Origin of the sequence: Microvirga massiliensis, from assembly GCF_001006805.1 — a bacterium.
Taxonomy (GTDB): Bacteria; Pseudomonadota; Alphaproteobacteria; order Rhizobiales; family Beijerinckiaceae; genus Microvirga; species Microvirga massiliensis.
Map to the genome: position 1 here is coordinate 259,442 of NZ_LN811352.1, position 11,712 is coordinate 271,153.

Genomic DNA, 11,712 nt, shown 5'->3' on the forward strand with positions numbered 1-11,712 from the left:
GGTCATTCGATCGATTGCGGTTCATGCGCATCTCCTTCAAAGTCACATCCTCACTCGTCACGACATGGAAGACGGCCGGGTGAACATTTGGTCGTTCACCGCCCGGACCCCCGGCGTGTTCTCCGCTGCAACGTGCAGCGCTGCCCGCTCCTCCCCCGAAGACACGAGCCCCCAGAGGTTTACGTCGCCCTTGTGCACCGTGACGCTGATGAGCTTCGGCCCTGACAGGATCCCCCCGATGCGCGCCTCGAGGTCCTTGCGGACAGCCTCGTCCGACCTCGGTCCCGGATCCCGAGGCACGCTCAGGCGTGCCAGCGCCCTGACGAGGTCGCTGCGACTGACAACCCCGATGACGTGGTCGCCCGCGACAGCCGGCAGCCATCGAAGACGCCGTTTCCCGAGAGCTCGCGCGAGCTCGTGCAATGGTGTGTCGGCGGTGGTGGTAACCGGGCGGGCTGTCATCACGTGGCGGGCGCGCCGACCGTGCGACCTGACATAGTCCACAGCCGCTGTGCTGGCATCCCGGAAAACCTTGCGCCACCAGGATCCATCCTCATCGGTGCCGAGTTCGACCCGGCGTATCAGGTCGGCCTCGCTCACCACTCCTAACAGGCGTCCTTTGGAATCGGTGACCGGCACGGCGCGAATGCGCTTCTCGAGCAGCGTGTTCGCGATCTCATGAATGGGGGTGTCCGGCAATACCGAGACCACTTCGCGGGTCATGATATCGGCAACGGTGGCGGGAGGCGCTCCGGCCGACCTCGCTGGGATATGGATGGAGCGCTGCGGCTCTAAGCGCACGACTTCCGCCGTATCCAACTCCATTCGTGCGGCCTCCTCCAAGGCCTTCCTGCGCATGCCCCATGGCCACAGGGAGATGCGGTCACGGACGGGATAATTGGCGTTAGCGGCAGTGAGGAGGAGGTGCGGCGAGAAAGGGGTGAATGGTCGGCGGTAGTCAGCGTTCAATCTGTTCTCCTTCAAAACGGCATGGATCGCTGCGAAGCACGAGGCTTCCGTCGCGTGCGCGTCGGGTGTGGATTTCGGGATGGAGTAGGTCATGAACCCCGAAGGGCGGATTGGCGCGCTAGGCGAGCCGGCCTCCGGGGGCTAATAGCCTGCGGGAAGACGCCCCGTGCGGGGTCCCATAAATTGATGCAGCGTGTTCATGACCTCCTTAAGGTATGTAGAAGCTGCGCAAAAACAAGCTTGGGCGGGCGCACATGATCCTGCGGAGACCTGGGTCCCAGCGCTCTCGCTCGGAGTCGGACCCGTTCAGCATATCTCCCGCGAAGGATCGGCCGCTGCATATCCGTCACTGGTGCGGATATTCGATGTTGACGCAGAGTGACCGTCGTTCCGCAGCAGCGGAGACAACGTGCTCCTCACCGCATTCAGGGCAAGCCTTTGCAGTCCTTGAAAATTCGGCGACATGATCCCATGCTGAAGATGCTACGTTCAGGTTATCGCACAACATTCGCCTGACTGACCGCGCCACGCGCCTCAAGTCAGGCGCGTAATCCCGGGCGCATGACGCCTGTCTTGCGCTTTGGGAACATCGCACTACTCGGTTCAACTTCGTAAGCGCGCGGACGAATTCTTTGCGATGTGCTTGTGATCCCCAAGAACCGGGCCGAGCGATCCGATGCTCGGGTGATGATGCCTATCAAGAAAGGCGCCATGCGCGAAAACCACGACATCCCGACGATCTCAACCGACTATGCCCGCCTTGCTGGGATCGCCACCTCCAGAACGCCATACCGGAGGATGGCGACTCCGGCCGGATTTCGGTGCTGTCCCCCCTCGGGGCAGCGCTGATCGGCATGGCGGCGGGACAGTCGGTGCGGTGGCACAGCGCCACTGGCGAGGAGCGATGGCTCAGGGTGCTCGACATCGACAGTCAGCCGGAAAGGAGGATACGGTTATGAACGAGTTCCGATCACGGCAGATGGACATCGAAGACGCACTGCTTCTGCTCAAGGTCGCCACGGTGGGCCTTGCCGCGTCCGCGGTCCTGATGCTGGCGGACGGCAAGGTGCAGGAGACCTACCGGGCTGCGACAACCGCCATGGCCTTCCTGTATGGCCCGTGAGCTGCACCGGAGCCTTGCGAATGCAACGGTGTGCGGCCGGAGACAAGTCGGATGGGCCGGCGAGAGTGCAGGACAGGCATTTGGCTCGCTTCTGAGCGCCGACTCGCCCTCGGAGGCGGATAGATAGATCTGCGGAAGGTACGAGCGAGTCCGCCTGGGTGACATCTTCGACGACCTGAGGCGACCGGCGGCGTTCGACAGACAGGATGCAGGTTTGCTGAGGGATTGGATTCGGGCCGCGCGAAAGACAATCCGCAATATGCGTTCTGCGGAAGAGTGATCATGCCATTTGCGGCAGGACGTCCCGTCATCACGGTCGACAGTGCAGGTGTCGACCTGGGCGACGTGCTGCGGATATAGCCCCGTGAGGCAATCGTGCAGGTGTACGAGAGCTCCCAGAGTGAGGAGCGCACAGGCTCGTGAAGGGCCCGCTGTCGGTGTCCCTTGGGCTGGCAGGCTTCGCGTAAGCGGCTGTCTAAAAGCTGCCTCTGCCGATCAGGCTGAGATAGATGCAAGTTGGGCGTCCGTCGCCTTCCTGACATCCATTGGTGCAAGGCGGAGCTGGAGACCGCGTTGCCCACCGTTCACGTAGACATACGGCTCGGTAGCCGCACTCTCCTCGATCACGGTCGGGAGCTTGCGCTTCTGCCCGAAGGGACTGACGCCGCCCACCTTGTAGCCCGTCAGTCGCTCCGCATCGGCGACTGGCAGCATCCCGGCGCTCTTCCCGCCGAAGATCGCGGCCAACTTCTTCATGCTGACTTCCCGGTCCGAAGGCACGATCAAGCAGACGGGCTTTCCATCCACCTGGGCGATCAGCGTCTTCAGGACCCGATGAGGAGATTCTCCGATCGCTTCGGCGGCCTGGAGGCCCACACGGTCAGCGTCGGAATCGTATGCATAGGTGAGGATCTCGAAGTCGATCCCCCGGCTACGCAGCGCCAGCGTTGCAGGGGTTGTCCGTGCCATGATGATCCATTCTCCGGAGTCGGGTCCCTTTTTTAGCCCTGCAACCCGAAGCGATGCGCAATTGTCGAGTGCAGAATAAGCACCATGTTCTCAAGGCTTATATGCCCTTTGTTGAGCATGTGGGTGAAGCATGACAGCAGGCGACCGTGCCGCTATTAACTCCGCATCCGCCTGAGCGTCCATGGCTCGACCTGCCGGATCCTCTCACGTTCGATCAGGGGCTTGCCCCAATGGCGGCTCTATCTTTCCGCGGCGGAGATAGCGGCTCTGGGGCGTACTCTTATGGCGACGCTACTAATCTCCGACGACCGCGCAGCCGCGTCGACGACGATCCGGTCATCAACACCAGGCTTGCTCCATTCTCTCTTCTCCACCCGGAACGTAGAGGTAATCTGAAGACTGCGAGCGGCGTTGGCGCAAGGAACCTGCCAGCTGCGGGTGGGCGTCGCAGGGACGGCGATCCTCCGGAAGTCGATTACGTTATCCTGAGCGAAGCAGCCGGCATGTACTCGACAGCCCGAATGCACCGACTCCCTCACGCACCCAAACGGGCCTGCCTCACGTCTCGAGATACCCAAGCGTCGCCCGTCATACCTTGAGGTCGTTGAAACAAGTGTTCCTCCCCGCAGCCAGAGGGTTCTCATGAGCCTCGGATCCCGGCTCTCTTCGGCTCCGAAGCTGCGGAAGCCCAGAGGGTCCTTTCGTCTTGTCGTTCTCTCCATCTTACTTGGAGCTGCGGTGGGCGTTGGCGTGGCAGCGGTGCAGCAATTCGTGGTCTTCGCGCAGCGTGCGACTCTCGGTTTCGCAGCGGAGCAACGGATCGCCCTGCCGGACCGTGCTTCCGCTCTGCGAATCGCGCTTGCCCTGTGCTGCGCCGCGGTGCTCGTGACCGTCCTCTCCGAGATGATCTCTCGCTGGAAGACCAGGGATCCCCTCGACGCAGTGGAAGCCAATGCCCTGAATGGCGGGACCATGAGCTGGTACGACGCAGTTGCCGTCGTCCTCCCGATCCTGGCTTCCGTGTCGTTCGGGGCCTCGGTCGGAATCGAGGCGGCTGTCACTCAGCTCGGGGCCGTTCTGGCGAGCAGACTGGGCCGCAGGCTCAAGAAGCCGCGCTCCGACCTCCGGCTTCTGGTCGGGGCCGGCGCGGCAGCGGCGATCGCAGCGGCCTACCGGGCGCCGATCGCCGGCATGTTCTACGCATTCGAGATCGTCCTGGGGAGCTACTCCAAGCGCGCCCTGGCGCCGATCGGGCTCGCTGCCATCTCGGCTGTCCTCACAATCTGGCTGCTCATCGGACCCGCGAAGCCGTTCAACCTCGTGCTGCGTGGCAGCCCAGTCTGGTCCGACTACTCGGTTGCCGTGCTGATCGGGGCCGTGGCGGCACTCGCCGGCATCGCCATCATGCTTCTCGTCACGGCGCTCGAGCGGGTTCTCAAAGGTCTGTTCGCCGATGAGATCCTGCGCCGGATCACGGCAGGTCTTCTGCTCACGCTCCTGTCCGTCCGTTTCCCCGCCGTCCTGGGCAGCGGCCATGCTGCCGTCGAGCATGCCGTCAATGGGGACATTGCCGGGCGGCATGCACTTGGATTGCTGGGGGCCAAGGCGCTTGGCTCTGCGGCGAGCCTCGGCGCGGGCTTCCGCGGCGGTCTGTTCAGCGCCTCGCTGTTGATGGGGGCGCTTCTCGGGCAGGTGATCGCATGGACGCTTGATGCCGTGCCTGGGGCCCCGCAGGTCCAAATCGAGCTTTGCGCCGTGATTGGCATGGCGTCAGTTGCCGCCAGCGTGATCGGCAGCCCGCTTGCGATGATCTTTCTGGTCCTGGAGACGACCGGCGACTACGAGGCGACGGTCGTCGTCGCGATTGCGGCGCTTACGGCCTCGTTCCTGACCGATCGCCTGTTCGGTTATTCCTTCGCGACATGGCGGTTCCAGCAGCGCGGGCTCGCCATCGAAGGCGGACACGACGTGTCGCGCCTGCGTGCGACGGCCATCTCCGAGATCATCAAGCCGCCCAAGCGGTCGATAGCTGTCACGGCGGACCTCGATGACGTGCTGCGGGCGACGTCGACCGCCGGCGGGAGGGGCACGGCCGTCTACGGCCTCGACGGCGCCTTCGTGGGCCTTATCGACCCTCGCCTGGTCGAGGCGGTCGAGACGGAGGAAGCGCGCCTTCCGATCGTGGCTGCAGAGCTGGTCTATGAGACCACCCCTCCGATCACTTCACTAAGCTCCCTGGCCGATGTTCTTGACGTGTTCCAGAACGACGACCGCCCGACGCTCGCCGTCATTGACCCGGCCGACAGCCATACGCTGGTTGGCTGCGTCCGGGCGCGGGACGCCTTTGCACTCGCGTCGACCGTGCTTGATGCGCAACGGCGGGAGGACCTTGGGGTGAGCGGCGCGAGCTGACGAGCCCGGATCAGTCCGGCGTGGACGGGCGCGAGTTAAGACAGGCCGAAGACCACGTCTAACGGGATAAGTACGAACCTGGAGGGAGCCCATTCTGCGAGTTCGCGCGTGCACTCCCGATGCTCTCCCCGCGTCGGAGCGACGCCCTGCCCATGTTCTTGGCGCTCGGCTGCCAGCGAACCGCTCCAGCATCCAGGTCACTCCGCTATCGAACCTTCACCGTAACCCGCTGCTCCTTATCGAGTTCACGGAATGCGTTCCCATCATCGCGGAACTCAGGAATGTCCGCGATCTGGGCCTCGTTCAAGTCGCGCAGCACGATCCTGTCGTTCTGAACGACGATATCCTCGAGAGGAACGGCGATCTCTTTGGCCCCGAACCCCAGAAAGCCGCCTTGTCTCACGATGAGAAATTGCTTCGCCTCGGAGGTGTTTTCCATGACCGTGCCGCTGCCGATCTCCTTGCCGTCGGCAGTCAGGATTTTCATGCCATTGAGAGACACGACGCTCAGCTGCCATGTGGGCTGAGCCGGGCTGGGCGCTGCCGGAGGAGTCGCGCTCGGAGCGACGACGGCATTCGTGGTCCCTGGTCCGGACGGTTCTGATGTTTCCGGTGTTGCGGTTGCACTCGATGCAGGCGTTTGGGCGGGTGGTGTCTGGGCATGGGCCAAGGACAGGTGCGAATCCGCGATGTTTCCGGCCAGTAGGGCCACGCCCAAAGCGATTCTCCGCTTCATGGCGGCTTCTCCTTCAGTTCGTTGCATCTCGACCGCGAATGCCTCCTCCGCTCCACGGTCCATTTCGGCCCTTTACACCAAGAGCCAATCGATGGCGGGAATGGTCTCAGCGTGAAGGTCCCGATGTAGATCACTGCTTCGCTGCAAACGAGGTCTCACCCGATGAGTCTGACCGGCAAAGGGGCGCCGATATGGCCGATTCGAAGCAATGCTCGCCTTTGGCTGCAGCGCCGGATGGCAATGCAGGGCGTGGTGATCAGCCGAGATGAGCAAGCGTGCTGCGCTCTGACGGTGCCGCGACCTCTCGGACCGATCAGCGATTCTGGGAGAAATCATACGGCTCGGGCGCCGGCGGTTGCGGGCCGGGCATCAGCTCGACCGTGACCTTCGCCCCGCCACCGTTATTCCCGTAGAAGCATGTGACGAGCGGTCCGAATGGGACCGCCGTGATCGCGTCGTTGAGGTAGAGGAAGAGTTCCCCGGTCGCGGCCGCCTGGAACTGGGATACGAAGCTCCTCCGGATGGCCTTGCGCGTCTGAATGTCCCGGATCAGGGTAGGGTCCGGGGCGGGTGTCCCCTCGCAGAGCGAGGAAGTAGCCTGCCACGGAAGTTCGGCGTCGCCGGCCAGTTCCGGGGCCGTGGCGCCATCGCTCGCCTGTAGCGCCCACTCCACGTCGCCCCGGTTGCCGATCCGCGCGATCGGCTGGAACCAGTCGGCTGTCCACCAGCGGCGGAGCGGCAGCCCGGCAAGGTAGCGCAGGGAGTTGTCCCGGAAGCCCATGATATCGGCGACCTTTGGACCGTCGAGATACGGTTCGGCCATTTCGACCCAGACCGTGTAGAGGCGTCCCTTGACGAGGTAGATCCCGGTGCCCCAGCAGGGATTGCTGGTGCGGAACCCCTCCGCGAGGTTCGCGACGCCCTCCTTGGGATGGCGCAGGAGGTTCTCCGGCGCGGTTTCCGGGCACACACCGCCCGTGCCCGATCGATAGCTGACTACCGTGCGACCAACGAGAACCGCCGCGAATCCGACGAGCACAATGAGCGTCGCCGCCGGCACGATGATGCGCGATGTCAGATAGTGCAGAAGCCCCGCCAGCTGCGACTTCCTCAGCCGGCGGGCCAAGGTGTCGAAGGGACCCGGCTCTGCCGGCGCTCGCCCGTGGTCCTGCCCGGATGTCTCCAGATGCGGCCGCTTCCTGAAGAACCAGGCGCACCAGGCACTGTCGGCAATACGGTCGCGAAGGTTGCTGTTCAGGCGATAAAGGCTGATCACCGCGACGATGATCGCGAACGAGGCGACCGGCTGGGCCACGAGGGCTCCGACCCACCCCTTCGCATAGCTTGGAATCAGGCCGCCGAACATCGTGGACAGGTCGTTGAGGTTCGAGCTGAGTCCATCGCGGGCATCGTCCAGCTTTCTCTGAGCCAGGGCCGCAAGGTCCTCGAGTCCGACTATGGAAGCGAGGCCGCGTAGAGCGGTGGCGATGCCATCACTCAACCACGGCGCGGTCACCGGAAGCGCGATGAGGACGAGACCTCCTGCGAGCAGGGCAAAGTACCCTGCTCTCCGCCACCAGATGAGGTCGCGTGTCAGTTCGACGAAGGCGTTGTCCGGTGCATTCAGTTGCCGGACAGCCTCGATCGCCTGGGCCTCGGCGGCCGGACCTCCCGGCGCCGGAGGCGCGCTTTTCCGATACGCTTCGGCCTCGAAGCCCGCGATCGGATATCTACTGCCGTCCGGCATCAGAACATGGACGCTCTCCGGGAGTGTCAGGGGCGCGTAGTTGCCGGTGCCGAACACCATCTTCTCGGCAACCGAATGGTGGATGACGGGCGGGCCGCCGCTCTCGACGCCCGATCGGACAGGCCTCGGATCGTAGCGGTAAAACACGGCAAGGCCCGTCCGCGAATCGTGGATCGGTGCGAGCGGTGAGGCCTGCGCACGGAAGGCATCCGCCGTGCCCGGCAGGAAACGCAACCCGCTGTCCGGCCCGGCTGCGGTTGCAGCAATCTCGTCGATCATCCACGTCAAGGGCAGGTAAGATAGCCCGTCATCCGGATATCCACCGCCGACGTCGGAGTGAACGCCCGCGAACCAGACCTCCTGGATGCGCGCTTCTCCGGCCCGAGGCAACTCAGCCGTCATGTCGAACCGAACGGGATGGAACGTCGTGCGTTCGTCATCCAAGGCGAGGGCGTGCCGGGCGAAATCCACCCTGTCGCTGAGGACCCGGTTGCGGAACGATATTGGCCAGATCACCCGGTCGATTGCCCACCGCATCTCCTCGACCGGGACACCGTAGGCCTCGACCGTATCGAAGAGACCGGCGAACCTGATGCGGACAGTCCGCCGGGGGGCGTCCATGGCTGCCCGGACCGAAGCATAGCTCCTGTGGCCGGAGATGAATCGAGCGATCGCCAGAATGGCGTCGCGAATCGCACGGGCGATCAGGATCGTCGGGAAGCTGTTGCGCCAGGTCACCTGCTTGGCGCGGTATGCCCGCCAGGCCGCCCTGGCGTTGCGCTTCATCTCTGCACGCGAGACCGGGGCTCCATCAATCTGCGTGGGGACGAGTCCTTGGCTCGCGATCAGGCCGATCAGTGTGCGAATCGTGAAGGCGCCGCGGCTGAAGCCGAACATGTAGACCTTGGCCTCCGGGTGCCAGTTCCAGCACAGGAAGCGATACAGCTTTCGGACGTTCGACGGCACGCCGATGCCCGTTGCTGCATCGAGCACGGCAAAAGGCCTGAATCCGGAGGTCCCCACGCCTTGGATGTAAACCGCAACCTGGTCCGGATCCTTCAGATCGAGGGCGGTATACAGCCGCCAGATGTTTGACTCCCGGTTCCGGAACGCATTGCCGGTTCCATCCGCCAGGATGACGATCTTCCTGATGCGCTCACGCTTGTCCACGGAGGTCCCCGTACGGCGTCCCACGGCAATCCAGCGGTACTTGCGCTCTGAATCGGCCGACGGATGCTCAGCCTACACCTCGGTACGGTGCTGGGGCGTGAGGATCAACACTGCACGCGCCGGTCTTCGGCAGGGGCTTGGCCGCGACTCACCGGATCCGTCGCGCAGATGGCAAGTACGCTCCGCCAGCCCATGGCAACCGAACTCTGATGGGCATTCAGAGATCTTTTACACTTCCGTGACCTTGCCGTCGGCCAGCGACTCACGATACCGGGGCGGAGCCCCAGACTCTGCCCTCTCCAGTATAGCGAAGTATCGACTTGGTGCTTCAGAGTATCGTCATGGCACCCACGAGGTTATCCTCAGGCTTGTCTCGGCGGCGTGTAAGCTTTCCTGAAAACCTCCTGTCCCGTTGCCTTGACTCATTCAGGCGCGTGGTGAGTCTCTCGCCTCCAGTTCGGTTCACGAGAATCGGTGTCGAGGAGAAAACGTGCCTGCTTCCGGATAAGTAACCCAAAACGACAACGGCCCCCCAAGCGCCAACTTGGGAGGCCGATGTTCTGTTGGCCCTGAGAGGACCGGTGTGTCGCAACCCCTTCCTCCCATGCCCGACAGACTGCGTCAAGCGAGAAACCCCGTTTCTCGCAACGGTTCTGTTTGTCCTGACGCGGCACCTACGAGGAAGGTGCGTTCGTGTTCGCGCAGCTGTTGGACGCCGTCGGGCAATGCCCGATTCCGGCGCTGGATGAGTTTGTTCAAAAACGGGTCTATTCGGCCTGGGGACAGGCCCTGATTACTGACGAGCAGCTTCAGGCCATCTGCGAGGCCGCCCACGAGCGGCGAAACAGACGACGCGCCTGGGCCCAAGCCCAACAGGGAATCGCAGCAAAAGCTCACCGGATTGCACGGCACATCAAGCTCGAGCCGAGGGTGCCGGGCACGAATGACCTGCCGGCCCTGACCAGGAGCATTCTCCCTGCTCGACAGCAGCCATCCATGCCACGGGCCGATACCGGTGCCCTGACCCGTCGCCGCAAGACGGTATCGAGCGGGGCCATGCCGCCGCAGGTCGCCGCCCTGTTCTCCGAAGCGGAGCGCGCTGCCATGAGCGTCATCGCTCATGACGTGCGCCGCTCGAGAGCCTGCGAGATGACAGTCCCGGAGATCGCGAGCCGGGCCGGCGTCAGCGAGCGGACGGTTCGCTACGCACTCGCCAAGGCACGGCGAAGCGAGCTGATCTCCGTCCAGGAGCGCCGCCGAGCATTTCTCCCGAACCTCCCGAACCGGGTGACGATTGTCAGCCGTGAGTGGCGGTCCTGGCTCTCACCGAGAAAGCCGTCCGGTGGCGGCAAGGACGTGCAGGGCACGGATAAGTTTTCAAGATTCAATTCAATTGGTGAAGGGAACGCTCATCGGCTGGTCGATCCTGCTCGGATGAGTTGCCGTTCGGACGGTACGACGGAGATCACGAGATCGGAGACGGAGCCGGCGGAGGTCGTGGCAGAACGCAGGACCGACAGGGTTCAAATCGAGTCGTGCGCAAGGTTTCGGGTTATCGATTCGGCACATGGACGATCGCAGCCGCAAGCTGACAGTCTTCTCTCTCGATCGAGCATGCGGGAACGCGCATTCGCTGAGTCCCGGACCGACAGCATGCGTCGTGCGGAGAAAGAATTGGTCCAACACGTTGCCCCGGCTCGACATCCTTGCCAGCGGATCGAACCTCTGCACGTCGCTCGCATGTCTCATCGTTCCGGAGGTCTGCCCATCGGAAATGAGGCATCCATATCTCGTCCGGGACGCGACACCGGCGCACTTATGACTGGAGGAGCAATGTTCTGCCAATGGAAGCGGATCTGGTCCGGGCTGGCATTCGGCCTGGCGATCTGGGCCGGTCCTGTGTCGGCGCAGGACATCTGTGTTCCCCGACAGGCCGAGAACCGCTCCTATACGGTTTGCACCATCGATCTCAGACGCTACGCAATCCGCCTCTTCTGGAAGGGGGCCGACGGCGAGGTACTCGGCCCGTTCAATCGTCTCCGTTCTTCGCCAGAAGGATCGAGGCTCGTGTTCGCGATGAATGCCGGCATGTACCACGAAGACCGGTCGCCAGTCGGCCTCTACGTGGAGAATGGCCGTGAGATCCAGAAGGCCAACACGGCCAATGGTCCCGGCAACTTCCACCTGAAGCCGAATGGCGTGTTCTTCGTCTCAGGCCGGACAGCAGGCGTTCTCGAAACCAGTCGCTATCTCGAGCAGCGGCCGAGGGCCGATTACGCCACGCAATCCGGCCCGATGCTGGTGATCAACGGCCGCATCCACCCGAAATTCTCCAGGAACGGAACCTCGCGAAAAATCCGCAACGGCGTTGGCATTCGGGACAAGCACACGGCCGTATTTGCCATCTCGGATGAGCCCGTCACGTTCGCCGAGTTCGCGCGCCTGTTCAAAGAGGAACTAGGCTGTGCGAACGCCCTGTTTCTGGATGGGAGCGTTTCGAGCCTCTATGCCCCGGAGCTCGGGCGGGCGGATGGCTTGCTGCCCATGGGCCCCATTATCGGTGCCCTCCCCTATCGCTGACGGGAT

9 protein-coding genes are annotated in these 11,712 nt (G+C 63.5%); 4 read left to right on the forward strand and 5 right to left on the reverse strand.

Going from position 1 to position 11,712, the window contains the following annotated elements; translation table 11 throughout:
* Positions 1-57 precede the first annotated feature (57 nt).
* The gene (locus BN1233_RS10155) at positions 58-969 is read right to left on the reverse strand and encodes a CBS domain-containing protein (RefSeq protein ID WP_187144272.1); all 912 of its coding nucleotides are present in this window, start codon (positions 967-969) and stop codon (positions 58-60) included.
* Positions 970-1,601: 632 nt separating this feature from the next.
* Between BN1233_RS10155 and BN1233_RS50500 the strand changes: the two genes are divergently transcribed.
* Positions 1,602-1,928: a GreA/GreB family elongation factor gene (locus tag BN1233_RS50500; protein ID WP_046863451.1), complete on the forward strand. Its 327-nt coding sequence runs from the start codon at positions 1,602-1,604 to the stop codon at positions 1,926-1,928.
* Positions 1,925-2,092 carry a hypothetical protein gene (locus BN1233_RS46755; protein WP_154678261.1) on the forward strand — a complete coding sequence of 56 codons (168 nt, stop codon included), beginning with the start codon at positions 1,925-1,927 and terminating at the stop codon, positions 2,090-2,092. The genes BN1233_RS50500 and BN1233_RS46755 overlap by 4 nt, the downstream gene beginning before the upstream one ends.
* 495 nt (positions 2,093-2,587) lie before the next feature.
* Here the strand turns inward: BN1233_RS46755 and ybaK are convergent, their stop codons facing one another.
* Positions 2,588-3,061, reverse strand: a complete 474-nt coding sequence (gene ybaK, locus BN1233_RS10165) for a Cys-tRNA(Pro) deacylase (protein ID WP_046863452.1) — start codon at positions 3,059-3,061, stop codon at positions 2,588-2,590.
* A gap of 738 nt (positions 3,062-3,799) precedes the next feature.
* On the opposite strand from ybaK, the gene BN1233_RS10170 reads away from it, so the two are divergent.
* A complete protein-coding gene (locus tag BN1233_RS10170) occupies positions 3,800-5,473 on the forward strand; it encodes a chloride channel protein (protein WP_048707659.1) in 1,674 nt (557 codons plus the stop codon).
* A 205-nt stretch (positions 5,474-5,678) separates the two neighbouring features.
* Here the strand turns inward: BN1233_RS10170 and BN1233_RS42735 are convergent, their stop codons facing one another.
* The 3 genes from BN1233_RS42735 to BN1233_RS46760 all read right to left on the reverse strand — a co-directional run bounded on the left by BN1233_RS42735 (position 5,679) and on the right by BN1233_RS46760 (position 10,248).
* Positions 5,679-6,209 (reverse strand): PRC-barrel domain-containing protein, encoded by a 531-nt coding sequence (locus BN1233_RS42735; protein WP_052763748.1) that lies wholly within the window; start codon positions 6,207-6,209, stop codon positions 5,679-5,681.
* A 313-nt stretch (positions 6,210-6,522) separates the two neighbouring features.
* Positions 6,523-9,126, reverse strand: coding sequence for a DUF2235 domain-containing protein (locus BN1233_RS10180; RefSeq protein WP_048707663.1), 2,604 nt, complete (start codon positions 9,124-9,126; stop codon positions 6,523-6,525).
* Between the two features lie 621 nt (positions 9,127-9,747).
* The gene (locus BN1233_RS46760; protein ID WP_147707115.1) at positions 9,748-10,248 is read right to left on the reverse strand and encodes a hypothetical protein; all 501 of its coding nucleotides are present in this window, start codon (positions 10,246-10,248) and stop codon (positions 9,748-9,750) included.
* 711 nt (positions 10,249-10,959) lie between these two features.
* On the opposite strand from BN1233_RS46760, the gene BN1233_RS10185 reads away from it, so the two are divergent.
* A complete protein-coding gene (locus BN1233_RS10185) occupies positions 10,960-11,706 on the forward strand; it encodes a phosphodiester glycosidase family protein (protein ID WP_046863885.1) in 747 nt (248 codons plus the stop codon).
* Positions 11,707-11,712 lie beyond the last annotated feature (6 nt).